The following is a 24,672-nucleotide window of genomic DNA, read 5'->3' on the forward strand; positions in this document are numbered from 1 at the left end:
CGAGCGCCGGCTGACTCGCGGAAATCCCTCACCCCATCGCCATCCAGGTGGTCTTGAGCTCGGTGTACTTGTCGATGGCGTGCAGGGACTTGTCGCGGCCGATGCCGGACTGCTTGTAGCCACCGAAGGGCACGGTGATGTCGTCCGCGTCGTAGCAGTTGACCCACACCATGCCCGCCCGCAGGCCCCGGCTGACCCGGTGCGCGGTGCGGATATCCCGGGTCCAGACGCCGGCGGCCAGGCCGTAGTGGGTGTCGTTGGCGACGGCCACAGCCTCCTCGGCATCGTCCACGGTGATCACGGCGAGCACCGGCCCGAAGATCTCCTCGCGAGCGATGCGCATGCGGTTGCCGACGCCGTCGAACACCGTCGGCTCGATGAAGAAGCCCCCGCTGTCCTCGCGCACCCGGCGCCCGCCCACGGCGATGCGGGCCCCCTCGGCGGTGCCCTCGCGGATGTAGTCGAGCACCCGCTGCATCTGGCCCTCGTCCACCATGGCGCCGAGCCGCGTGGCGGGATCCAGCGGATCTCCCGGGGTGAAGCGTTCCGCCTCCGCCACCAGGCGCTCGAGCAGCGCATCGCGCACGCCGCGCTCGACGATCAGACGCGAGCCGGCAGTGCACACCTCGCCCTGGTTGAAGAAGATCCCGTTGGCTGCGGCCCGGGCGGCGGCGTCCAGGTCCGGGGCGTCAGCGAGCACGATGTGCGGCGACTTGCCCCCGCACTCGAGCCAGACGCGCTTCATGTTCGAGCGCCCGGAATACTCCAGGAAGCGCTTGCCCACCGCGGTGGAGCCGGTGAAGGCGAGACAGTCGACGTCGTTATGCAGCCCCAGGGCCTGACCGGTGGTGGGCCCGTCCCCGGGCAGGACGTTCAGCACCCCCGCCGGCAGCCCCGCCGTCACCGCCAGCTCAGCGAGGCGCAGGGCCGACAGCGGGCTCTGCTCGGCGGGCTTGAGCACCACCGAGTTGCCCGCGGCAAGCGCCGGTGCCAGCTTCCAGGTGGCCATCAGCAGCGGGAAGTTCCAGGGCACGACCGCCGCCACCACGCCCACGGGCTCGCGGGTCACCGTCGCCAGCACGTCGTCGGCGGTTGGCGCCACCTCGCCCTGGAGCTTGTCGACGGCCTCGGCGTAGTACTGGAAGCAGGCGGCCACGTTGGGCACATCCACGCCGCCGGAGAGTGCTACCGGCTTGCCCATGTCCAGCGTCTCCAGCGCCGCGAGCTCGGCGGCATGCTCGCGGATGAGCCCGGCGAAGCGCAGCAGCACCGCCTTGCGCGCCGACGGCGGCTGCCCGGCCCAGCGCCGATCCTCGAAGGCGCGGCGCGCCGCCGCGACGGCAGCGTCGACGTCGTCCTCGCTGGCCAGGGCCACCTCGGCCAGTACCGCACCGGTGGCCGGGTTGACGGTGGCGAAGCGCTCGTCGCTCGCCGGTTTCCGGGGCTCGCCGTCGATGAACGGCCACGTGCGCGGGGTGAGGGCGTCGGCGGTTCGCTGCCACTCGGCGCGGGTGGTCGGCAGGTCCATGGCACTCTCCTTGGGCCCGTTCCCGGCCGCCCCGGATGGGCGTGCGGGACCTTTGCGGGCGTCGCGAGTTTGTGATCACAATAGAAGCGCCGCAGGGGCGGCGCAAGCTCAGGGCGGGAGGACGGCGATGGGTACGTGGCCGCGGGTGGGCATTCCGGTGGACGTCAAGCGCATCGGCGACGCCGCGTTTCACGCCGTCGGCGAGAAGTATCTGGCCGCGGTGGCGCACGTCACCGGGGCTCTGCCGCTGCTGCTGCCCGCGCTGGGGCGCGGCGAGGAGGGGGCCGACCTCGGCGGGCAGTTCAAGCCGGATGATCTGCTGGACGGGCTGGACGGGCTGTTCCTCACCGGCAGCCACTCCAACATCGAACCGCGGCACTGGGGCGAGAGCGGTGACGAGCCCGCCGCCGACCCACAGCGCGACGCCACCACGCTGCCCCTGGTGCGCAGCGCCATCGGCCGCGACCTGCCGGTGCTCGCCGTCTGCCGGGGCCTGCAGGAGCTCAATGTCGCCCTCGGCGGCAGCCTCCACCGGGCGGTGCACACGCGGGAGGGCTACGACGACCACCGCGAGGATGGCGCGCGTCCCCGGGCCGAGCGCTATGGCCCGGCCCACCCGGTCACCCTCACGGTGGACGGCCTGCTGCAGCGGATCACCGGCGCGGCCGAGCTCACGGTCAACTCCCTGCATGGCCAGGGCGTGCAGCGCCTCGGCCGCGGCCTGGTGGTGGAGGCCCGCGCGCCGGACGGCCTGGTGGAGGCCGTGCACCTGCCCGGCGCCCGTTTCGTCGTCGGCGTGCAGTGGCACCCGGAGTGGGACGCCCCCACCAACCCCGCCTCCCGCGCCCTGTTCGAGGCCTTCGGCGACGCCGTGCGCGCCTACGCCGCCGACCGGAAGCAGCTGCCGCAGCGCATGCCCGAGGCGTAGCGTCAGTGCGACGCGGGGACTACTAATCGTATCGGAAGTATTATCAGGTCTCAGGGCCCCGGAGCGGGCCTGACAATACTTCCGATACGATCAGTAAACACAACGACACAACGGACACCACGGAACACAACGTGGAGAGGCGGAAGCGTCCTCTCTCGTCTTTCATTCAAGTCCCTCTTATCGTTGTGGCCGTTGTGTCGTTGTGTTTGCGAATCGGGTCGCATTGGCCGCTTCGCCCGATGCGCACCCGCGCACACCCTTACCCCTCACGGTCCAGAGTCTTCCAGTCGGCCTCGGTGATGGAGCCCAGGCCCTCGCGGATGTCGGCCTCCAGGGCGAAGCGCAGGGCGGCGACGTCGCCGCGTTCGATGGCGCGGAGGGCCTCCACGTGGCGGTCGATGACATAGTCGACGCCGATGTGGGCGAGCACCAGGCGCAGGAACGGGCTGAACTGCAGCCACAGGCTCTCCAGTAGCGGCCGCACCACCGCTCCGGGCTGCTCCACGCCGCAGAGCATGTAGTGGAATTCCCGGTGATGGCCCAGATACGCGGTGACGTCGCCGGCAGCGATGGCCTCGTCCACCGCCGCGTTCAGCGCCCACAGCCGCTGCAGCCGGGCCCCGTCCTGCAGCGGCAGGCTGCGCTCGGCGGCCATCACCTCCAGCGAGGCGCGCACCGCGCAGAGCTCGTCCAGCTTCGCCGGCGTCATGCGCGGCACGCTGACCCGACGGTTGCCGTGGGCCACCAGCGCGCGCTCCGCCACCAGCCGGCGGATCGCCTCGCGCACCGGAGTCAGGCTCGTGCCCAGCATCCCGGCGATGCCGCGCAGGGTGACGCTGCGCCCGGGCACGAAGTGGCCGCCGAGAATGGCCGCCCGCAGCTGGCGGTAGACCCATTCCTGCCGGGTCAGGCCGCTAGCCTGCGCGTCCGTGTCGGGCAGCGTCACCGGCAGCCGGAACACGGGTATCTCCGTCGCCGCGCCCACCGGCGCGGAATGCATGCCGGGACTCTGCACCGTGTCTTCCTCGCTCGGCCTGCCCTGCCGGCGCGGACGACCCGCGCCACCGCCGCTTGCAGGCGCCCTGCCATCAGGCTAGCGTGTGATCACAAATACGACCAGCACGCCGGCGCGGCGGGGGTGCAGCATGAACGAGCAGGGCACGCGCCGCGTGCAGCAGGACGAGGCGGCCGCCTTCCTCGAGCGGCATCCGGATACCGCCTTCATCGAGACCATGCTGGTGGACCTCAACGGCATTCCGCGGGGCAAACGCGTGCCGGTGAGCGCGCTGCGCCGGGTCTACGACAGCGGCATCAACCTGCCCGCCTCCACGGTGGTGCTGGACGTCTGGGGGCGCGACGTCGAGGCCTCAGGGCTGATCTTCGAGACCGGGGACGCCGACCACCCCTGCTGGCCGGTACCGGGCAGCCTCCGCCCGCTGCCATGGGGGCGCCGCCACGGCGCCTCGCTGCTGCTGCGCATGGACACGCCGGCGGGCGAGCCCTTCGCGGGGGACCCGCGGAACGTGCTCGCCGCGGTGCTCGCGCGCTTCCGTGCCGAGGGGCTGACGCCGGTGGTGGCCACCGAGCTCGAGTTCCGGCTGTTTCAGGAGGGCACCGGCGAGGACGGCCTGCCGCGGCCGCCGGAGCAGCTCCACCGCCACGGCAACCTGTCCCAGCTCTACGGGCTCGACGAGCTGGACGGTCTCGAGGCGCTGCTGGTGGACATCGAGCAGGCCTGCGCCGCCCAGGGCCTGCCCACGGACACGATCATCGCCGAGTCCGAGGACGGGCAGTACGAGATCAACCTGCGCCACGTACCCGACGCCCTGCTCGCCGCCGATCAGGCGGTGCTGCTGAAGCGCACCATCAAGGCGGTGGCGCGCCGGCACGGGCTGATCGCGAGCTTCATGGCCAAGCCGTTCGGCGAGCAGGCAGGCAACGGCCTGCACGTCCACGTGAGCCTGCTGGACGAATCCGGGCGCAACGTCTTCGCCGGCGAGGCGGGCGACCGGCGGCTGCTGCAGGCGGTGGCCGGGCTCACCGCCACCATGCACGAGGCCACCGCGGTGTTCGCCCCCCACGCCAACTCGTTCCGCCGCTTCCAGCCGGCCGCCCACGTGCCGCTGGCGCCCACCTGGGGGCGGGACAACCGCACCACGGCGCTGCGCATCCCCCTCGGCCGCCCCGAGGCGCGCCGGGTCGAGCATCGGGTGGCCGGGGCCGACGCCAATCCGTATCTGGTGCTCGCCGCAGTCCTCGGCGGCGTCCATCACGGCCTGAGCCGTGAGCTCACCCCGCCGCCGGAGACCGAGGGCAACGCCTATGCCCAGCATGCCCCGACCCTGCCGGATGACTGGGGCGCGGCCCTGGCCGCCTTCGAGGGCTCGGCCTTCATCGCCGACTACCTTGGGCCGCTCTGCCAGCGCCTGTTCAGCGCCTGCAAGCGCCAGGAGCGCGAGCATTTCCAGCGCTGCGTGCCCCGCGTCGAATACGAGGCCTACCTCGGCACCATCTGACCCAGGAGACCGGATGAGCAGTACGCCGCACTCGCAACATGCGCCGTCCTATTACGCCGCCACCTGTAACGACTCGCGCTACCGCCCGCCGCTGGAGGGCAGCACCGAGTCCGATGTCTGCGTGGTCGGCGCCGGCTTCTCCGGGCTCGCCACGGCCCTGCACCTGGCCGAGCGGGGTTACCGGGTGGTCGTGCTGGAGGCGCAGCGCATCGCCTGGGGCGCGAGCGGACGCAATGGCGGCCAGCTGGTCAACGGCTACAGCCGGGATCTGGACGTCATCGAGCGCCGCTACGGACGCGACGCCGCGGACGCCCTCGGCGGCATGGCCTTCGAGGGCGGCGGTATCATCCGCGAGTGGATCGACCGCTACGGCATCGACTGCGACTACCGGGAGGGCGGCGTCGCCGCGGCGCTGAACCGCCGCCAGCTCGCCGAGCTGGAGGCCATGGTCCCCGGCTGGGAGCGCCACGGCCATTCCGGCCTGGAGCTGCTGGACGAGCGAACCATCCGCGACCACGTCAACACGGACCTCTACGTCGGCGGCCTGCTGGACCGCTGGGGCGGCCACGTCCATCCGCTGAACCTCGCACTGGGCGAGGCCGCCGCGATCGAGGGCCTCGGCGGGCGTCTTTTCGAGGACTCGCCGGTGGTGCGCGTCACCGGCGGCGAGCGCCCCGAGGTGCTTACCGGCCAGGGCGCCGTGCGCGCCGATCACATCGTGCTCTGCGGCAACGCCTACCTCGGCGCCACGGTGCCCGCGTTGCGGGACAAGGTCATGCCCGTCTCCACCCAGGTCATCGCCACCGAGCCCCTGGGCGAGGCCACCGTTCGGCGGCTGATGCCGAGTGGCGCCTGTGTCGAGGACTGCAACTACATGCTCGACTACTACCGCATGACCGCGGACCACCGCCTGCTGTTCGGCGGCGGGACGGTATACGGCGGCCGGGAGCCCGGTGACATCGCCGCGAGGCTCCGACCGCACGTCCGCCGAACCTTCCCGGAGCTCGGCGACGTGCGCTTCGACTACGCCTGGAGCGGCAATTTCGCCCTGACGCTGACCCGCATCCCGCACCTCGGCCGGCTGCCGGACGGGGTCTGGTTCACCCACGGCTACAGCGGCCACGGCGTCACCACCACGCACCTGGCAGGGCGGCTGCTGGCCGAGGCGATAGACGGCGAGACCGAGCGCTTCGAGGCCTTCGCCCGCCTGCGCAACATACCCTTCCCCGGCGGCCGCCTCCTGCGGGTGCCGCTCACGGCCATGGGGGCGTGGTACTACCAGCTGCGGGACCGCCTCGGACTGTGAGCGCCCGGGCGGAGTGGCAAGTGGCAAATGGTAAGTTGCAAGCAGAGCAGTAAGCGGCCAGCGCTCACCGACTGGCGCGCTCCGGCCCTCTAGGGATTCGTCTGCTGGCGCATCGGGTGCCGCCGATGACGGTCTCTGGCCTCCGTCTCGCTTGCAACTTGCCACTTGCAACTTGCCACTTGGATGACTACGGAAACGCTGACCGGCATCGGATAATCGTGACGCAAGAATCGGACCCCAAGATGCCCCACCCCAAAGGCGACCAGGCCTTCCGCAACCCCGACCTGCACGGCCGCTGGCCGGAGATGACCTATGGCGGGGCGCTGAGCTTTCTGCGGCGGCGCTATACCCGGGATCTGCGCGGCGTGGACGTGGCGGTGACGGGGATTCCACTCGACATCACTACCAGTTACCGGCCCGGGGCACGGCTGGGGCCGGCGGCGGTGCGGGCCGCGTCCGCCCAGCTGGCCGAGCTGCCCGCCTTCCCGTGGGGCTTCGACCCCTTCGAGCGCCTCGCCGTCGTGGACTACGGGGACTGCTACCTCGACTTCGGCCATCCGGAGCGAATCCCGGAGGCGATTACCGCCCACGCAAGGGAGATCCTCGCGGGCGGCGCCAGGCTGCTCAGCCTCGGCGGTGACCACTTCAGCACCTATCCGCTGCTGCGCGCCCACGCCGAGCGGCACGGCCCGCTGGCCCTGCTGCAGTTCGACGCCCACCCGGACACCTGGCCCGACGACGGCCACCGCCTGGACCACGGCACCATGTTCCGCCGGGCGGCCGAGGAGGGGATCATCGACGTCGACCATTCCGTACAGGTGGGCATCCGCACCCACGCCGAGCCCATGGGCTTCACCGTGCTGGACGCCCCCTGGGTGCACGACGCCGGCCCGCGCGAGACCATCCGCCGCATTCGCGACGCCGTCGCAGGGAAACCGGTCTACCTTACCTTCGACATCGACTGCCTGGACCCCGGCTGCGCCCCCGGCACGGGCACGCCGGTTCCCGGCGGGCTCTCCAGCGCCCAGGCGCTGGCCATCATGCGCGGCCTTGCGGGCGTGGACTTCATCGGCATGGACGTGGTCGAGGTCGCCCCACCCTACGACACCGCCGGCATCACCGCCCTCGCCGCCGCCCACCTCGCCCACGACTGGCTCTGCCTGCTCGCTTCCCGGCGCTGAACGAACAGCCGCTGGGGGCGTGAGCGAACCGGGGATTGAACACAACGACACAACGGACACAACGGTTCACAACGGAAGAAGGGATCTGATTAGTCAGGAAATCTGATTCTCGTTGTGAACCGTTGTGCCCGTTGTGTCGTTGTGTTTAGTCCCAGCTTGTTCGCGCTGGTCAGCGCCGTGACGCCTGGTTATCCGCACCGGCAGGAACGAACGAGATGGCGCTGCCCTCGCCGCGGGGGTCGCTGGCGGCGCGGGTGGTGCCGTCGGGGTGGATGAGGATCGCCTGCATGTTGCCGTAGCGCCGGCCGACCGGCTCCAGCGTATGGCCGCGCTCGCGCAGGCGGGCCGCCAGCACCGCCGAGAACGCGCCGGGCTCGTGCTGGATCGCGTCCGGCAGGTACTGGTGGTGGTAGCGCGGCGCGGCCACCCACGCCGCCGGCGGCTCGTCGGCCTCGAAGGCGAGCAGGCCCAGCAGCACCATGGTGATGATGCGGCTGCCCCCCGGCGTGCCGAGCACCGCCACCCGGCCGTCCGCCGCCTCGGCGAAGGTCGGCGTCATGCTCGACAGCGGCCGTTTGCCCGGCTCTATGCGGTTGGCCTCGCCGCCCACCAGCCCGTAAGCGTTTGCGGTGCCGGGGCGCTTGGCGAAGTCGTCCATTTCGTCGTTCAGCAGCACGCCGGTGCTGCCGGCAACGAAGCCGCTGCCGAAGGGGTAGTTGATGGACAGGGTAGCCGCGACGCGGTTGCCCTCGGCATCCACGATGGACAGATGCGTGGTGTCCCGCCCCCGGCCGGCCAGCGGCGAGGAGCCCAGCTCGCCGCTCGGCGTCGCCCGGTCCGGGTCGATGCCCGCCCGCAGGCTGCGCGCATAGGCCGGCGCCGTGAGCTCGGCCACCGGCACGTCGGCAAAGTCCGGGTCACCCAGGAAGGCGGCGCGGTCCCGATAGGCCCGGCGCATGGCCTCGACCGCGAGATGGATACGGGCGGCCGCTTCCATGCCGGCCAGGTCGTAGCCCTCGAGGATCCCGAGCATGGTGGCAAGCCCCACGCCCCCGGCGGACGGGAGCGCTGCCGCCTGCACGGCGAGGTCGCGGTAATCGAAGGCCACCGCCTGCCGCTCCACGACCTCGTAGCCGCGCAGGTCCTCCAACGTCCACATGCCACCGGCCTCCCGCACCGAGCGCACCAGCTCCCGTGCCACGGGCCCGGTGTAGAAGCCCTCGTGCCCCGCCTGCGCCAGCGCCCTCAGGGTGCGCGCCAGAGCCGGCTGGCGCAGGACCCAGCCGGCCTCGGGCACAGCGCCATCATCGAGATAGGTGGCCGCAGCCCGGGCGTGCTCCCGGAGCACGTCGAGCCGGAAGCCCGCCCGGGCCACGTAGGCCTCGCCCACCGGGAAGCCGCCCCAGGCATGACGGATGGCCGGGGCCAGGCTGCGCGCAAGCGGCAGGCGGCCGTACCGCTCAGCGATGTGCACCAGCGCCGCCGGCTCGCCGGGGATGCCCGCCGCCAGCGGCCCGTTCAGCGATGCGCCCGGAATGGGCTCGCCATCGCTGTCCAGATACATGTCGGCCGTCGCCGCCCCGGGCGCCGCCTCGCGCCCGTCCACCATCACCGTGCGGCCGCTGCCGGCCTGGTGCAGCAGCCAGAAGCCACCGCCCCCCAGCCCGGAGCCGAAGGGCTCCACCACCGCCAGCGCCGCACTCGCCGCCACTGCAGCATCAAAAGCGTTGCCTCCGGCATCCAGGATCTCCCGCGCGGCCTCGGTGGCCAGCGGATGGGCAGTGGCCACTGCCGCCTCGCGGGACAGCGCACTGGCGGGACCCAACAGCAGCAGCAGGGAGACAAGCAGCAGGATTCGGCGCATGACGGCCTCCTGGTGGGCTGGGGAATTGACCCTATGTAACCTCTACCTGACTTCCGATCGCGTGGCGAGGGTGGCTCCGCGTGGCCGCTGGCAGATTGGCGGCCGTGCCCAGTGCGCGACGGGGCAGGTGTGGGCGGGACACGCCGTGAATACGTCCGTGTAGGCTCGTAGGCGAGGTCCATCTCGCCTACGGTCCCGCCCACACCTGCCCCGCCACGCACCGCCGCCGCCAGTTTCCGATTCCGCGAAGGCTCGGCCAACATCACCCGCGGAACGGCCACCATTGCGTGGCGTGCGCGGGTGGGGTGACAGCGAACGGGACCGTAGGCGAGAGGGACCTCGCCTACGAGCTTCCAGGGATGGATTCACAGCGTGTCCCGTTCGCTGTCACCCCACCCGTGCACCAGGCACCGGCCGGTGCGATACCGCGGCGTCGCGGGCTAGCCTTCAGGGCGCAGCCGCTTCTGCAACGCTTCCTGCACCACGGGGTGGACGAAGCGGCTGACATCGCCGCCGAGGGCGGCCACCTCGCGCACCAGACTCGAGGAGATATAGGCGTACTGCTCCGCGGGAGTGAGAAAGACCGTCTCCACCCGCGGCACCAGCTGGCGGTTCATGCTGGCGAGCTGGAACTCGTACTCGAAATCCGACACCGCCCGCAGCCCGCGCAGGATCACCTGGGCACCCTGACGGTCGACGAAATCCGCCAGCAGGCTGTCGAAGCTCATCACCTCAACGTTGGGAATGGTGCCCACCACTCGCCGTGCCTGCTCCACGCGCTCGTCCAGCTCGAATGCCGGGCGCTTGCTCGGGCTCGGGTAGCCTGCCACCGCCACGATCAGGCGGTCGAAGAGCTTGGAGGCCCGTTCCACCAGATCGCTGTGGCCATTGGTGATCGGGTCGAACGTACCCGGATAGACGGCGACAATCGCCATGCGCTCCCCTCCCCCAGTGCGCCACTAGCCCGTGAACCCTGTCGCAACAGGGGCCCGCCATCGCGGTCGCCCCGCGCGCGACTGCACGATGCATTGCAGCATGGTAGGGATGCCCGCCGCCGCGTGCCAGTACCCGCCGCCGCGAATCGGTGATAGCGGCTCAGCTCAGGCGCGAGAGCAGGGCATAGCGCACGGTCCCGGACCGGCGCTCCCGCTGCACGGTCCAACCCGGCGGCGGCAGCGGCCAGGGCGCGTGCCGATCGGCCTCGACGTAGACCCGGGGATCGTCGGCGAGCCAGTCACCGGCCAGTACGGTGGGGAGGGTTTCCGCCAGCAGATCCGAGCGGAAGGGCGGATCCAGGAACACCAGATCGAACGCCGCCGGCGGCCCGGTCAGGAAGCGCCGCGCATCCGCCGTCACGACCCGGGCACGCTGCCCCGCCTCCAGCGCCACCAGGGTCGCCCGCAGGCCTTCGGCGACCCGCCGCGAGCGCTCCACGAACACTGCCTCCGCCGCCCCTCGGGACAGGGCCTCAAGGCCGAGGGCCCCGGTCCCGGCGAAGAGATCCAGCACACGGGCGCCCTCGATGCGCCCCTGGAGCCAGTTGAACAGCGTCTCGCGGTTGCGGTCCGCGGTGGGACGCAGGCCGCCGGCGCTCGGGACGGTCAGCCGCCGGCCGCCCCACTCCCCCCCGATGATCCGCAACCGCCCGCCCATCTCACTCGTCGGCGGCGACGCCGATCACGTCCTCCGGCCCCACCAGCACGGTGATCATCCGGTCGGGATGGATGTGCTCGCGCAGCGCGGCCCGCACGGTGTCCGCCTCCAGCGAGCCGATGCGCTCGACGAAACGGCGGAGGTAGTCCTCCGGCAGGTCGTGGAAGCCGATGCTCGCCACGTAGCCCAGCAGGTCGCGGTTGCTGTCCAGCTGCAGCGGAAAGCTGCCGGTGATGTTCCGCCGCGAGGCCTCGAGCCGCTCGGGGTCCGGACCTTCGTCGCGGAGCTCCTGCAGGGTGCCGCGCATGACCTCCAGCGCCTCGCCGAGGGCGTCGTTGCGGACCTGCGTGCTCATCACGAAGCGCCCGCGCTCCTGGCCCACCGTGAGGGCCGAGCCACTGCTGTAGGACAGCCCCCGCTCCTCGCGCAGCCGCTCGGCGAGCATCGAGACCAGGCCCCCGCCCCCGAGAACGTGGTTGGCCAGGTACAGCGGATAATAGGCTTCGTCCCCGTGCCGAACGGACGGATGCCCCATGAGGACGTGGGTCTGGCCGGAATCGAAGGGCACCCGCACTGTGCGTGCCGATTCCGGCAGCTCGACGGGGGGCAGGGCCGGCGCTGCCTCACCGGCGGGCAGGGACCCGGCGAGCCGGTCCGCCAGGCGCTCGGCGGCAGCGCGATCCAGGTCGCCTACGATGGCGATGGTGGCGTTGGCAGCGGTGTAGAAGCGGCGATGGAAATCGCGCACCTGCTCGCGGGCAATGGCGCTCACCGCCTCCCGGGTGCCGTCCGGCGGGCTCGCGTACGGGTGGTCGCCGAAGATGGCCCGCTCAAAGGCACGCTCGGCGATCGACGAAGGCGAGGACTCCGCCTGCTGCAGCCCGAGCAGCATCTGCTGGCGCACGCGGCTCAGGGCGTCTTCCGGAAAGGCCGGCTCGGCGAGCACGCCGGCGAGATGCTCGATCACCGGGTCCAGGCGCTCCGCCCCGCTCAGCGCCCGCAGCGAGACGTTGGCCGTATCGCGACCGCTATCGGTGGACACCCGGGCGCCGTAGCGCTCGAAGCGCCTGGCGATCTCACCGCTCGAGAGCTCCGCCGAGCCCTCCAGCAGCAGGTTGCTGACCAGCCTGGCGAGGCCCGGATGCTCGCCGTCACGGGCGCTGCCCGCATCGAACACGACGCGCACGTCGGCGATGGGCAGCTCAGGGCGCTCCACGAACAGCACCTCGGCACCACCGGCGGCCTGCCAGCGCTGGATGTCGAGCTCCTGGGCCGGGGCGGCCACGGCCCAGAGGGCCAGGCCGGTGAGGATCAGCCGGCGGATCATGTGTCGTCTCCTTGTGCCTGCGGGCGCAGCACGCCGACGGTCAGGCGCTCCGGGGTGAGGTACTCGCGGGCCACGCGCTGGATGTCCTCGGCGGTCACCGCGCGCACGCGTTCCTCGAACTCGTTCAGCGACTCCCAGCCGATGCCGACGGTCTCCAGGCGGCCGATCTGCATGGCCTGATAGAACACCGAGTCCAGCTCGAAGAGATGATCGGCCAGCAGCTGGTTGCGGGCGCGCTCCAGCTCCTCGGCATCCACGGGCGACTCGCGCAACGCCGCCACCTCCGCGCGCAGCGCCGATTCCAGAGCGGCCACGTCGCCATCCCGGGGCGTGCCATAGAGGCTGAACTGGGTATCGAGCCGGCTCACGGGGCTGTAGCCCGCCCCCGCACTCGCCGCCACGCCCTGGCCGCGCACCAGGCGCTCGCCAAGGCGGGCGCCGTCACCCCCGTCAAGCACCATGGCAAGCATCAGCAGGGCATATGGGTCGTCCGGCGAGTCCGCCGTGGCGGCCGACGGCACCCCGTAGCCGAGCTGGATCTGGGCCACGCGCGCCTGCGGGTCGCGGTAGTCCAGCCGCCGCTCGCCTGGCGTCTCCAGCCCCTGCGGCGCCGTGGTCTGTGGCTCGGCGCCGGCGGGAACCTCCCCGAAGTGCTCCTCGGCGAGCGCGAACACCGCCTCCGGATCGACGTCCCCGGCCACCACCAGCGTGGCGTTGGCCGGCACGTACCAGCGGGCATAGAAGGCGCGCAGGTCCGCGACGCTGATGTTCCGGATGTCGTCGCTCCAGCCGATGATCGGGTGCGCGTACGGGCTCGCCGGATACGCCACCGGCGAGTAGCGCACGCTGAACCGTCCGTCCGGCCGGTCCTCGATACGCAGCCGGCGCTCCTCCAGCACCACCTGGCGCTCGCGCTCCAGGTCCTCGGGATTGATCTGCAGGTTCGCCATGCGGTCGGCCTCGAGCTCGAGGGCGACCTCGAGCCGGTCCGCCGCGAGGATCTCGAAGTAGGCAGTGAAGTCGGGGCCGGTGAAGGCGTTCTGGCGACCGCCCTCGCGGTTGATGATCTCCGAGAACTCGCCCTGGGGATAGCGCTCGGTGCCCTTGAACATCATGTGCTCGAAGAGATGCGAGATGCCGGTCTCGCCGCGGCGCTCGTAACTCGAGCCGACGCGGTACCAGATCTGCGAGACCACCACCGGCGCCCGGTGGTCCTCGCGCACCAGCACGGTGAGGCCGTTGTCGAGGGTGCGCTCGCTGACCGCCCAGTCCGTCTGCGCCGACGCGGCGCCGGCGAGCAGCAGGGCTAGCCCGCATATCTGACCGATTCGCGACGCGAGGGCGTGGAGATGGCGCAGCGCGGGAGAGTTCGGGCGCGCAGGCGTACTCGACAGTACGTCGAGCACCCGCACCGAGCGCAACGCCGGCCTGTCTGCCAGATCCGCGGCCGCAGCCGCGAATCGGTGAGATATGCGGGCTAGGGCAGCCAGCACGGTCTGCCATTGCTTCATGGACGGGTCACTCCGGAGTCGGGGATGAGCCGGGCTGCCACCGGTGGCCGTGGCCGCTTGCCTGGCGGCCCCGTTTCGGCGGGCCCGCTCGGTGGTAGCATACTGCCGCTTTGTGCCTTGCCGATGCACGGGAGTTCCATGCTGCCTTTCCGCCGCAAGCGCTCCGGCGACGACGGAGCCGACACTCCGACCCGCGAGGGCCGGCGTCCGGGGCTCGTGGCCCGCCTGCGGGCGGGGCTCCGTCGCACCGGCAGCGGCCTGTCCGGCCTGTTCCTCGGTCGCAAGCAGATCGACGAGGACCTGCTCGAGGAGCTGGAGACGCTGCTGCTGACGGCGGACGTGGGCGTCGAGGCCACCCGCCGCATCATCGACGACCTCACCGCCCGCCTGCGCCGCAACGAGCTCGCCGACACCGGCGCGCTGCACCAGGCGCTGCGGGAAGACATGCTTGCGATCCTGGCGCCGGTGGCACAGCCGCTGGAGATCCCACCGGATAAGCGCCCCTTCGTGCTGCTCACCGTCGGCGTCAACGGCGCCGGCAAGACCACGACCATCGGCAAGCTCGCCGCGCGCCTGCGCGACCAGGGCCATGGCGTGATCCTCGCCGCCGGCGACACCTTCCGCGCGGCGGCGGTGGAGCAGCTGCGGGCCTGGGGCGAGCGCACCGGCACGCCGGTGATCAGCCAGCCCACCGGCGCCGATGCCGCCTCCGTGGTGTACGACGCGCACCAGGCCGCCCGCGCCCGCGGGCTGGACGTGCTGATTGCGGACACCGCCGGGCGCCTGCATACCCAGGGCAACCTGATGGAGGAGCTGCGCAAGATCCACCGCGTGCTCGGCAAGCAGGATCCGGACTCGCCGCACGAGGTGCTGCTGGTGGTGGACGCCGGCACGGGCCAGAACGCGCTGGCCCAGGCGCGGCAGTTCCACGAGTCCATCGGCCTCACCGGCCTGGCCATCACCAAGCTCGACGGCACCGCCAAGGGCGGCGTGATCTTCGCCATCGCCCAGCAGCTCGGCATCCCCATCCGTTTCATCGGCGTCGGCGAGCAGGTGGAGGACCTGCGCCCCTTCGACGCCGAGGCTTTCGTCGACGCGCTGCTGGCCGGCGCCACCGGAGCCGACGACGGCGAATGATCCGCCTCGACGGCGTCAGCAAGCGCTACCCGGGGGGCAACGAGGCCCTGGCCGGGGTTACCCTGCACATCCGCCGCGGCGAGATGGCGTTCATCACCGGCCACAGCGGCGCCGGCAAGAGCACGTTCCTGCGGCTGATCCCGCTGCTGGAGCGGCCGAGCCACGGCGCCGTGATCATCGGCGGGGTGAATCTCGCGCGCCTGTCGCGCCGGCGTATCCCGCACCTGCGCCGGGGCATCGGCATGATCTTCCAGGATCACCGCCTGCTGAACGACCGCACGGTGTTCGACAACGTCGCGCTGCCGCTGGTGATCGCCGGGCTGCCCCATCGCGAGCTCGGCCGGCGCGTGCGCGCCGCGCTGGACAAGGTGGGGCTGCTGCGCAAGGAGCGCGCCTACCCGGTCACACTCTCCGGCGGTGAGCAGCAGCGCGTCGGCATCGCCCGCGCCGTGGTGAGCCGGCCGCCGGTCCTGCTCGCCGACGAGCCCACCGGCAATCTCGACCCGGCGCTCTCGGAGGAGATCATGCGGCTGTTCGAGCAGTTCAACGCGGTGGGCGTCACCATCGTCATCGCCAGCCATGATCACGCGCTGATCGAGCGCATGGGGCACCGGCGCATCACACTCGAGGGCGGTCGCCTGCTGGACGACGGGGACCGGCGCTGACATGGCCGCCCGCCTCGGCCGCCGTCGGCGCCAGCTCGACGCCTGGCTGGAGCAGCACGCCCGGGCGCTGATCGGCGCCCTCGGCCGGCTGCGCGAGCAGCGCGCGGCCAACCTCATGACCGCGGCGGTGATCGGCATCGCACTGGCGCTGCCCGCCGCCTTCCTGCTGCTGCTGGACAACCTCGAGCTCGTCACCGGTGACTGGGAGGGGCGCACGCGGGCGTCGCTGTTCCTCGAGCGCAACCTCGACGCCGAGGGCCAGACCGACGCCGCCCAGCAGGTGCGGGCCGTGGACGGCGTCGCCCGCGTGGAGCTGATTCCGCCGGAGGAGGCGCTTGCGGAGTTCCGCACCCATTCGGGAATGGGCGATGCGCTGGCGCTGCTCGAAGAGAACCCGCTGCCGCCGGTGCTGGTGGTGGAGCCGGCGGCAGAGCTCGACCCGGCGGCAGTGGAGGCGGTCATGGAAGAGCTCGCGGCGCTGGCGCCGGTGGTGGACGTGCGCCTCGACCGGGAGTGGCTGCGGCGGCTGCACGCCCTGATGCGCCTGGCCGAGCGCGGGGTGTGGGTGATCACGAGCCTGCTGGGGCTGACGGTCATCCTGGTGGTGGGCAACACGATCCGGCTGGACATCGAGAATCGGCGCGAGGAGATCGTGATCACCAAGCTTATCGGCGGCACGGACGCCTTCGTGCGCCGGCCGTTCCTCTATGCCGGCCTGTGGTACGGACTCGGAGGCGGCCTGCTCGCCTGCATCCTGGTCGAGGGCGGCCGCTGGCTGCTGGCGGGCCCGGCGGGCGAGCTGGCAAGCCTTTACGGCACCGGCTTCCGCCTCCGCGGCCTCGGACTCGACGGCGCCCTTACCCTCCTCGCCTGCGGCGCCGCCCTCGGCCTTCTGGGCTCGTGGCTAGCGGTTGGCAGGCATCTGTCGGCCATCGAGCCGCGATGACCGGGTCGGGGCAGTTCCAAGGGTCAAGTTCAAGGTTCAAAGTTCAAGGCGATTACGCACTTGCCTCAGCTAGCGTTACGGCATCATCGCTCGCGGAAGACGATACAGGCGCAGGCAGGGTGGCGTGGGGCGGGAGCGGCCGGGACCGTAGGCGAGAGGGATCTCGCCTACGAGCCTCCAGGGACGGATTCACGGCGTGTCCCGGGCGCTCCCGCCCCACGCCACACCCGGCACGGCCTCGAACCGCCTGCGGCACCGCGGATGCGCGCCCGGCAAGTATGGCTGAGCGAGATGCGTAATCGGGAAGTTCAAAGCTCAACGCGGAGGTGCGCCGCCTCGGCCCGGGACCACAGCCGGAACTCGTCAGGGTCTCGCCGATCCAACGAGATGGTAGAATTCAAGGCATCGGAACAGATGGATATGCACGGCCATATCCACGCTTTGAACTTTGAACTTGAGACTTCGAACTCCGCCTTAGGCGGCTCGGGGGGATAGCCATGGAAACGACCAAGGCGCTGGTAAGTAGCCAATACGATCAACTGCCCCTGCACGCGGGCAGCGAAGACCGCTACATCCAGGCGGTCAACGCCATCCCGACGCTCAGCGCCGAGGAGGAGGAAAGCCTCGCCCGGCGCTACCGCGACGAGCAGGATCTGGACGCGGCCCGCTGGCTCGTGCTCTCGCACCTGCGATTCGTCGTGCATATCGCCCGTGGCTATTCGGGCTACGGGCTGCCGCTGGCCGACCTCATCCAGGAGGGCAACATCGGCCTGATGAAGGCGGTCAAGCGCTTCGACCCGGATGTCGGTGTCCGGCTGGTGTCGTTCGCGGTGCACTGGATCCGCGCCGAGATCCACGAGTTCATCCTGCGCAACTGGCGCATCGTCAAGGTGGCGACCACCAAGGCGCAGCGCAAGCTGTTCTTCAACCTGCGCGGCTCGAAGAAACGGCTCGGCTGGCTGAATCACGCGGAGGTCCGGGCCGTTGCCGATGACCTGGGCGTGAAGCCGGAGACGGTGCTGGAGATGGAGTCCCGGCTCTCCGGCCAGGATGTCGGATTCGACCCCGCCCCGGACGCCGGCGACGACGACGACCACGGCCCGCGCGCCCCGGCGGCCTATCTCGAGGACACCCGCCTTGACCCGGCCGCCGAGGTGGAGAGCGCGGACTGGCAGACCCGCCAGAGCGAGGCGCTCGGCGCCGCGCTGGCGGCGCTGGACGAGCGCAGCCGCGACATCGTCTCCCGCCGCTGGCTGGCGGAGCCGAAGGCGACCCTGCAGGAGCTGGCGGACGAGTACGGCGTCTCCGCGGAGCGCATCCGACAGCTTGAGAAGAACGCGATGAAGAAGCTGCGCACCGCGATGGGCGAGGCGGCCTGAGCCGCCTCGCCCATGGCGGTGCGAGTAGGTAGGTCGGCAAGCGCACAGCGCTCGCCGACACGGCGGCAGCCGAGCTCCCTGCGAGCCGCGCTGCGCGCGGCTGTCGGCGAGCGCTCCCGCGCTTGCCGACCTACGTCATCTTTGAACTTGCCACTTTGAACTTGCAACTACGGGCGGCAGCCCGTCGGAAACTACGGGCGGCAACCCGTCAGAGGAGGCCGCGCTCCGCAAAGCTCACCGGCGGCCCGTCTCCCACCACGAAGTGATCCAGAACGCGCACGTCCACCAGGGCCAGGGCCTCGCACAGGCGGCGGGTGATGGCCTCGTCGGCGGCGCTCGGCTCGGCGATGCCCGAGGGGTGGTTGTGGGCGAGGATCACCGCGGCGGCGTTGTGGCTCATGGCCCGGCGGACGACCTCGCGCGGATAGACGCTGGCGGCGTCTATGGTGCCGCGGAAGAGCTCCTCGAAGACGATCACCCGATGGCGGTTGTCCAGGAACAGGCAGGCGAAGGCCTCGTGGGGGAGGTGCCGCAGGCGGGCCGCCAGATAGGCCCGCGTCTCGGCAGGGCTGGTGAGTGACTGGCCGCGCTGCAGGCGCTCCCAGAGGTGGCGGCGGCCCATCTCCAGCACGGCCTGCAGCTGGCTGTACTTGGCGGGCCCGAGCCCCGGGCGGGCCGAGAACGCCGCCTGGTCCGCTTCCAGCAGCGGCCGCAACCCGCCGAAGTCGCCGATCAGATCCCGCGCCAGATCCACCGCGGTGCGTCCCGCCACGCCGGTGCGCAGAAAGATCGCCAGCAGCTCGGCATCGGACAGCGCGGCGGCCCCGCGGCTCAGAAGCTTCTCCCGCGGCCGCTCGGCCTCGGGCCAGTCGGTGATGGGCATCGGCACCTCCGTGTGCGTCGGCGAGTTCCAAGTTCAAAGTTCCAGGTTCAAAGTGTACCCTCCGAGCCATCCAGGGCTAACTCTCGCCGTGGCGGGGTTGGTCGACCTGCAACTTGCGACTTGCAACTCGCAACTCCGAACTTGGGACTTGCCACTCCGTGCAGCTGGATGGCCTTCGCATCGTCCTCGGCGTCAGTGGTGGGATCGCGGCCTACAAGAGCCCGGATCTCGTGCGGCGGCTGCGTGAGGCGGGGGCGGAGGTGCGGGTGGTGCTCACCGCGGGGGCGCTGGCCTTCGTGCAGCCGCTAACCTTCCAGGCCGTCTCCCACCGCCCGGTGCACACCGAGCTGCTGGACCCCGAGGCCGAGGCCGGCATGGGGCATATCGAGCTCGCCCGCTGGGCGGACCTGATCCTGGTCGCTCCGGCGAGCGCCGATCTGATGGCCCGGCTGGCCCACGGCCATGCCGACGACCTGCTCACGACCCTCTGCCTCGCCAGCGAGGCACCCCTGGTGCTGGCCCCGGCGATGAACCACGTCATGTGGCGGGCTGCCGCCACCCGGGACAACGCCGAGCGCCTCACCGCCCGCGGCGTGCGCCTGCTCGGCCCCGCGGAGGGGCCGCTTGCCGAGGGTGAGTCAGGGCCCGGGCGCCTGCTCGAGCCGCGCGAGATCGTGGCCCTGCTCGCCGGCGACGGCCCCTTGCGCGGTGAGCGGGTGCTGATCACCGCCGGGCCCACCCGGGAGGCCATCGACCCGGTGCGCTTCATCGGCAACCGGTCCAGCGGCCGCATGGGGTTCGCCGTGGCCGCGGCCGCCGCGCGCGCGGGCGCCAAGGTGGTGCTGGTGGCGGGGCCGTGCAGCCTCGCTACGCCGGGCGGCGTCGAGCGGGTGGACGTGGAGTCCGCGCGCGAGATGCACGAGGCCGTCATGCAGCGGGCCGGGGATTGCGATATCTTCATCGCCACCGCGGCGGTGGCCGACTATCGGGTCGACCGCGTCCCGGAGCAGAAGATCAAGAAGAGCGACCAGCCCGTGGCGCTCACGCTCGTGCCCAACCCCGACATCCTGCAGGCCGTGGCCGGGCTGCCACGGGCACCGTTCACGGTGGGCTTCGCCGCGGAAACGGAGCGCCTGGCCGAGTATGCCGAGGCCAAGCGGGCCCGCAAGGGCCTGGACATGATCGCCGCGAACCTCGTCGGCGGTGGGCGCGACACGGGCTTCGACAGTGCCGACAATGCCCTGGAGGTGTTCTGGGCCGGTGGCCACCGGAGCCTGCCGCGGGCGCCCAAGATCCAGCTCGCTGAGGCGCTGGTCGCACTCATCGCGGAACGGCGACATGGAAACGATCAGACTACGGATTCTCGACCCGCGTCTGGGTGAGGCCTTCCCGCTACCGGACTACGCCACCGCCGGCTCCGCGGGGCTGGATCTGCGTGCGTGCGTGGATGCGCCGGTCACCCTGCAGCCCGGCGATACCGAGCTCATCCCGAGCGGCATCGCCGTCCATATCGGCGACCCCGGCTACGCCGCGGTGGTCCTGCCCCGCTCCGGCCTCGGCCACAAGCATGGCATCGTGCTCGGCAACCTGGTGGGGCTGATCGACTCCGACTACCAGGGCGAGATCCTTGTCTCCTGCTGGAACCGCGGGCGCGCTGCGTTCACCATCGAGCCCGGCGAGCGGGTGGCGCAGCTGGTGTTCGTGCCGGTGGCCCGGCCGCGCTTCGAGGTGGTGGACGCGTTCGAGGACAGCGAACGCGGCAGTGGCGGTTTCGGCCACTCCGGCAGGTACTGAAGGAGAACCCATGGCTCGCGGCAACCCAGCCAGCCCCCGCCCGCGTCCGGCATCAAGCCGACTGGCGCCGGCGTTCGTCGCAGGCGTTGTCGCGCTGGCGCTGGTGGCGGGTGGCATCGCCGTGCTCGGCGGCGAGACCCTGACCCGGAGCCGGGCCGACGCCGAGCGCCGCGAGGCAAGCCTGCTCGCCGGCCGCATCGCCGACCACGTCGCCGAGCGCCGCGCGGCACTTGCCGAGATCGCCGCGGCACCCGAGCTGCAGGCGGCCGCCGCCGCGGGGTCGCGCTCGGCGCTCGACACGCTGCTCGGCCACTACGAGCGCGCCCTGCCCGGCGTACAGCGCCTGCTCTATGCCCCGGCGGGCGAGCTCAGCGCCGATCGCGGCGCCAGCCCGCCCATCGGCTACGCCCTGGTGGAGCTCGTCGGCAGAGCGGCAGACACGGGCGAGGACGCCGTCGAGGTGCATCTCCCCGGCACCGCCGACGCCCACGTCAACCTCGTGCAGCCGCTGCCGGCCGAGGCGGACGCCGGCGGCGTGCTGGTGCTGAGCTACGATGCCGCCGCCCTGCGCACCGCGCTCGAGGCGCCGGGGAGCGCCGGCGCACGGCTTAGCCAGGGCGGCAGCGCGGTCATCGAGCTCGGCAGTCTCCCCACCGACGCCACCCGGGCCAGCGTCCCCGGGACGCCGTGGAGCCTGCAGTACGCCCGGGAGGGCGCGTCGGGGGCATTGCTCGGGATCTCGCCCGTGGTGTGGGCCGGGTTGAGCGGCGGCGCGCTGCTGCTGCTTGGCCTCGGCACCTGGGTCAGCGGTCGCGGACTGGCTCGTGCCCTTGCCACGGACGGCGAGACGGTGACCCGGCTCGTGGCGGATGCGTGGGGCGACCGCGTGCAGCCGCCCTACCGGGCGGCGCTCGCGGAGCTCGACCAGGCGCTGCAGGCGGCGCTGGCCGTCACCCGCGAGCAGACGCGGGCCGGGTCGCCGGCAACGGCGGACACGGCCCGACCCGCAGAGCCGGCGCCGGGCAGCGGCCTCGAGGTGAGCGAGGTGAGCGACGAGACGCTCACCACGGACGCCGACCGGGGCGAGGAGCGCCCGGCCCCGGAAGAGCCCGGAACAGGGCAGACCCAGAGCGACCAGGAGACGGCCCCGGTGAGCATCAATCCCGCGATCCTCCGCACCTACGACATCCGCGGCATCGTCGGCCGCGACCTCACCCCCGAGACCCTGCAGCTGCTTGGCCGCGCCATCGGCAGCGAGGCCGCGGCCCACGGTCAGGAAACGGTGGTGGTGGGGTATGACGGTCGCGAGTCGAGCCCGGAGCTCGCCGAGGCCCTGCGCGACGGCCTCTGCGCCACCGGCCGCCGGGTCATCGACATCGGCCGGGTACCGACGCCGGTGATGTACTTCGCGACGCACTTCCTCGGCACTCACGCCGGCGTCGCCGTCACCGGCAGCCACAACCCGCCCGAGTACAACGGCCTGAAGATGATCGTCGGCGGCCGCACCCTGTGGGGCGAGGCCATTCAGGCGCTCGGGCGCCGCATCGAGACGGGCGAGCTGATCGACGGCGACGGCCGCGAGGAGCGCCGTGACGTCTTCGCCGACTATCTCGACCGCATCGCCCGCGACGTCACCCTGCACCGGCCCCTGCGGGTGGTGGTGGACTGCGGCAACGGCGTCGCCGGGGCCGTGGCGCCGGAGGTATTCAGGGCGCTCGGCTGCGAGGTGGAGGAGCTCTTCTGCGAGGTGGACGGGCGCTTTCCCAACCATCACCCGGACCCCACCGTGCCGGAAAACCTGGACGCCCTGGTGAGCTACGTCCGCCTGCAGCAGGCCGACGTCGGCCTCGCCTTCGACGGCGACGGCGACCGCCTGGGCGTGGTCGACAACACCGGGCACATCATCTGGGCCGACCGCCAGATGATGCTTTACGCCCGCGACATTCTCACCCGCAATCCGGGCGCGGACATCATCTTCGACGTCAAGTGCTCGAGCCGCCTCGCGGACGTCATCACCGATCACGCCGGCGTGCCGCTGATGTGGAAGACCGGCCACTCGCTGATCAAGGAGAAGCTGCGGGAAACCGGCGCGCCGCTGGCCGGCGAGATGAGCGGGCACCTGTTCTTCAACGACCGCTGGTACGGCTTCGACGACGCCACCTATGCCGGTGCACGGCTGCTGGAGATCCTCTCCCTCGATCCGCGCAGCAGCGCCGAGGTCTTCGGCGAGCTGCCGGAGGGGGTGAGCACCCCTGAGCTCCGGGTTGACCTCGAGGAAGGCGAGCCGCCGCGGGTGATCCAGCAGCTGCTGGCCGACGCCGAGGGCTTCGAGGACGCGCGGGTGACCACCATCGACGGGCTGCGCGTGGACTTCCCCGACGGCTGGGGTCTGGTGCGCTCCTCGAATACCCAGCCCTGCCTCGTGCTGCGCTTCGAGGGCAACGACGAGGCGGCACTGGAGCGCATCAAGGCCCTCTTCCGGGAGCGCCTCGAAGCCGCAAGCCCCGGCATCAAGCTGCCCATCTGAGCGATATCCGAGCAACCGCATGGCCCAGCCACCCACGCCCCCCGCCCAGGTCGCCCACGTCCTCACCGAGGCGCTCCCCTACATCCGCCGCTTCCACGGCAAGACCGTGGTGGTGAAGTACGGCGGCAATGCCATGGTGGACGAGACGCTCAAGCAGAGCTTCGCCCGCGACGTGGTGCTGATGAAGCTGGTCGGCATCAACCCGGTGGTGGTGCACGGCGGCGGGCCGCAGATCGGGCGGCTGCTGGCGCGCATCGGCAAGGAGACCGAGTTCGTCCAGGGCATGCGGGTGACCGACGCGGAGACCATGGACGTCGTGGAAATGGTCCTGGGCGGGCTGGTGAACAAGGAGATCGTGAGCCTCATCAGCGGCCACGGCGGCCGTGCCGTGGGGCTCACTGGCAAGGACGGCGGCCTGATCCGTGCCCGGCGCCTGCGTCTCACCCGACCGGGGCCGGCGGAGCAGGCCCCCGAGATCATCGACATCGGCCACGTGGGCGAGGTGGAGAGCGTCGACCCGGCGCTGGTGGACATGCTCGATGGTGGCGACTTCATCCCGGTGATCGCCCCCATCGGCGTCGGCGACGACGGCGTCTCCTACAACATCAACGCCGACCTGGTTGCCGGGCGCCTCGCCGAGACCCTGCACGCCGAGAAGCTGATCCTGATGACCAACACGCCGGGCATCCTGAACGCGGCGGGGGAGCTGCTCACCGGGCTCGACGCCGAGCGCGTGCAGGCGCTGATCGCCGACGGCACCATCCACGGCGGCATGCTGCCGAAGGTGCGCTGCGCCCTCGAGGCCGTCGCCGGCGGCGTCACCGCGGCGACCATCATCGACGGCCGCGTCGAGCACGCCGTGCTGCTGGAGCTGTTCACCGACAGCGGCGTCGGCACGTTGATCCACGGCAGCCGGTAGCGCCGCCGCGACGCACGGGCTTGCCCGGCGTTGCCGGGCGCGGGCAAGCTTGCTCCATGCGCGTTATTCTCGCCATCAGCGTGACCCTGCTCCTGCTCGCCGGCTGCGCCTCGACGCCGCCGGAGCGGGCGGAAACGCCGTCGCCGGCGGTCGAGCCGCAGACCGGCGAGGCTGCCGGTGATCTGGTGGCCGTACTGGAGGAACAGCACCGGCGCTGGCGCGGCACGCCTTACCGGTACGGCGGCCGGTCCCCGGCGGGCATTGACTGCTCCGGCTTCGTACAGGTCACCTTCAGCGAGCGACTGGCGCGCAGCCTGCCCCGGACCACCCGCCAGCAGGCGCGGCGCGGAGAGCCCGTGGCCGCCGCGGCCCTGCGCGCCGGCGATCTGGTGTTCTTCCGCACCGGCGGCGGCAAGCTGCACGTCGGCATCTACGTGGAGGGCGGGCACTTCCTGCACGCCTCCACCAGCCGCGGCGTGACCCTCTCCCGCCTGGACAATCCCTACTGGTCGCGCCACTACTGGCAGGCGCGGCGGATCCTCACACCGGCACGCACCTAGCCCGGATATCTCACCGATTCACGGCTGCGGTCGCGGATCTGGTAGGCA

At 71.6% G+C, this 24,672-nt stretch carries 21 protein-coding genes; 13 read left to right on the plus strand and 8 right to left on the minus strand.

What is annotated here, in order from left to right; translation table 11 throughout:
• Positions 1–28: 28 nt before the first annotated feature.
• Entirely contained in the window at positions 29–1,528 is a 1,500-nt protein-coding gene (locus LMH63_RS16640; protein WP_109678591.1) for an aldehyde dehydrogenase, read from the minus strand.
• A gap of 127 nt (positions 1,529–1,655) precedes the next feature.
• Here LMH63_RS16640 and LMH63_RS16645 point away from each other — a divergent pair, with 127 nt between their 5' ends.
• Positions 1,656–2,456, plus strand: coding sequence for a gamma-glutamyl-gamma-aminobutyrate hydrolase family protein (locus LMH63_RS16645; protein WP_109678592.1), 801 nt, complete (start codon positions 1,656–1,658; stop codon positions 2,454–2,456).
• Between the two features lie 259 nt (positions 2,457–2,715).
• Here LMH63_RS16645 and LMH63_RS16650 read toward each other — a convergent pair whose 3' ends face one another.
• Complete coding sequence (locus LMH63_RS16650) at positions 2,716–3,471, minus strand: GntR family transcriptional regulator (RefSeq protein ID WP_199225655.1); 756 nt, start codon at positions 3,469–3,471, stop codon at positions 2,716–2,718.
• A gap of 130 nt (positions 3,472–3,601) precedes the next feature.
• Here LMH63_RS16650 and LMH63_RS16655 point away from each other — a divergent pair, with 130 nt between their 5' ends.
• From LMH63_RS16655 to speB, 3 genes are all read left to right on the plus strand, one after another.
• A complete protein-coding gene (locus LMH63_RS16655; RefSeq protein WP_109678594.1) occupies positions 3,602–4,972 on the plus strand; it encodes a glutamine synthetase family protein in 1,371 nt (456 codons plus the stop codon).
• Between the two features lie 13 nt (positions 4,973–4,985).
• On the plus strand, positions 4,986–6,278 hold the full coding sequence (locus tag LMH63_RS16660) for an NAD(P)/FAD-dependent oxidoreductase (protein ID WP_109678595.1): 1,293 nt from the start codon (positions 4,986–4,988) through the stop codon (positions 6,276–6,278).
• A 242-nt stretch (positions 6,279–6,520) separates the two neighbouring features.
• Complete coding sequence (speB, locus tag LMH63_RS16665; protein ID WP_109678596.1) at positions 6,521–7,459, plus strand: agmatinase; 939 nt, start codon at positions 6,521–6,523, stop codon at positions 7,457–7,459.
• Between the two features lie 169 nt (positions 7,460–7,628).
• On the opposite strand, the gene ggt is transcribed toward speB, so the two are convergent.
• The 5 genes from ggt to LMH63_RS16690 all read right to left on the minus strand — a co-directional run bounded on the left by ggt (position 7,629) and on the right by LMH63_RS16690 (position 13,814).
• On the minus strand, positions 7,629–9,323 hold the full coding sequence (ggt, locus tag LMH63_RS16670; RefSeq protein WP_109678597.1) for a gamma-glutamyltransferase: 1,695 nt from the start codon (positions 9,321–9,323) through the stop codon (positions 7,629–7,631).
• 440 nt (positions 9,324–9,763) lie between these two features.
• A complete protein-coding gene (gene coaD, locus LMH63_RS16675; RefSeq protein WP_109678598.1) occupies positions 9,764–10,258 on the minus strand; it encodes a pantetheine-phosphate adenylyltransferase in 495 nt (164 codons plus the stop codon).
• Between the two features lie 160 nt (positions 10,259–10,418).
• Entirely contained in the window at positions 10,419–10,976 is a 558-nt protein-coding gene (gene rsmD / locus LMH63_RS16680; RefSeq protein WP_109678599.1) for a 16S rRNA (guanine(966)-N(2))-methyltransferase RsmD, read from the minus strand.
• Position 10,977: 1 nt separating this feature from the next.
• A complete protein-coding gene (locus LMH63_RS16685; protein WP_109678600.1) occupies positions 10,978–12,303 on the minus strand; it encodes a M16 family metallopeptidase in 1,326 nt (441 codons plus the stop codon).
• A complete protein-coding gene (locus LMH63_RS16690; RefSeq protein ID WP_109678601.1) occupies positions 12,300–13,814 on the minus strand; it encodes a M16 family metallopeptidase in 1,515 nt (504 codons plus the stop codon). The genes LMH63_RS16685 and LMH63_RS16690 overlap by 4 nt, the downstream gene beginning before the upstream one ends.
• A gap of 138 nt (positions 13,815–13,952) precedes the next feature.
• Between LMH63_RS16690 and ftsY the strand changes: the two genes are divergently transcribed.
• The 4 genes from ftsY (at position 13,953) to rpoH (ending at position 17,941) form a co-directional block, all read left to right on the plus strand.
• Entirely contained in the window at positions 13,953–14,951 is a 999-nt protein-coding gene (gene ftsY / locus LMH63_RS16695; RefSeq protein ID WP_109678602.1) for a signal recognition particle-docking protein FtsY, read from the plus strand.
• Complete coding sequence (gene ftsE, locus LMH63_RS16700) at positions 14,948–15,616, plus strand: cell division ATP-binding protein FtsE (protein WP_109678603.1); 669 nt, start codon at positions 14,948–14,950, stop codon at positions 15,614–15,616. Before ftsY ends, ftsE begins: the two co-directional genes overlap by 4 nt.
• A gap of 1 nt (position 15,617) precedes the next feature.
• On the plus strand, positions 15,618–16,562 hold the full coding sequence (gene ftsX / locus LMH63_RS16705; RefSeq protein ID WP_109678604.1) for a permease-like cell division protein FtsX: 945 nt from the start codon (positions 15,618–15,620) through the stop codon (positions 16,560–16,562).
• Between the two features lie 497 nt (positions 16,563–17,059).
• Positions 17,060–17,941 carry an RNA polymerase sigma factor RpoH gene (rpoH, locus tag LMH63_RS16710; protein ID WP_109678605.1) on the plus strand — a complete coding sequence of 294 codons (882 nt, stop codon included), beginning with the start codon at positions 17,060–17,062 and terminating at the stop codon, positions 17,939–17,941.
• A 208-nt stretch (positions 17,942–18,149) separates the two neighbouring features.
• On the opposite strand, the gene radC is transcribed toward rpoH, so the two are convergent.
• Positions 18,150–18,824, minus strand: a complete 675-nt coding sequence (radC, locus tag LMH63_RS16715) for a RadC family protein (RefSeq protein ID WP_109678606.1) — start codon at positions 18,822–18,824, stop codon at positions 18,150–18,152.
• 158 nt (positions 18,825–18,982) lie between these two features.
• Between radC and coaBC the strand changes: the two genes are divergently transcribed.
• From coaBC to LMH63_RS16740, 5 genes are read left to right on the plus strand one after another with little or no spacing between them, the layout of a single operon-like run.
• Positions 18,983–20,206: a bifunctional phosphopantothenoylcysteine decarboxylase/phosphopantothenate--cysteine ligase CoaBC gene (gene coaBC / locus LMH63_RS16720; RefSeq protein WP_109678607.1), complete on the plus strand. Its 1,224-nt coding sequence runs from the start codon at positions 18,983–18,985 to the stop codon at positions 20,204–20,206.
• Entirely contained in the window at positions 20,163–20,618 is a 456-nt protein-coding gene (gene dut / locus LMH63_RS16725) for a dUTP diphosphatase (RefSeq protein ID WP_109678608.1), read from the plus strand. The genes coaBC and dut overlap by 44 nt, the downstream gene beginning before the upstream one ends.
• 10 nt (positions 20,619–20,628) lie before the next feature.
• Positions 20,629–23,145, plus strand: coding sequence for a phosphomannomutase/phosphoglucomutase (locus LMH63_RS19455; RefSeq protein ID WP_109678609.1), 2,517 nt, complete (start codon positions 20,629–20,631; stop codon positions 23,143–23,145).
• Positions 23,146–23,164: 19 nt separating this feature from the next.
• The gene (argB, locus tag LMH63_RS16735; RefSeq protein ID WP_109678610.1) at positions 23,165–24,064 is read left to right on the plus strand and encodes an acetylglutamate kinase; all 900 of its coding nucleotides are present in this window, start codon (positions 23,165–23,167) and stop codon (positions 24,062–24,064) included.
• 56 nt (positions 24,065–24,120) lie between these two features.
• Complete coding sequence (locus tag LMH63_RS16740; protein ID WP_109678611.1) at positions 24,121–24,624, plus strand: C40 family peptidase; 504 nt, start codon at positions 24,121–24,123, stop codon at positions 24,622–24,624.
• The last annotated feature ends 48 nt before the right edge of the window (positions 24,625–24,672 follow it).

It is taken from the genome of Spiribacter halobius (genome assembly GCF_020883455.1).
In the GTDB taxonomy this organism is placed as follows: domain Bacteria; phylum Pseudomonadota; class Gammaproteobacteria; order Nitrococcales; family Nitrococcaceae; genus Sediminicurvatus; species Sediminicurvatus halobius.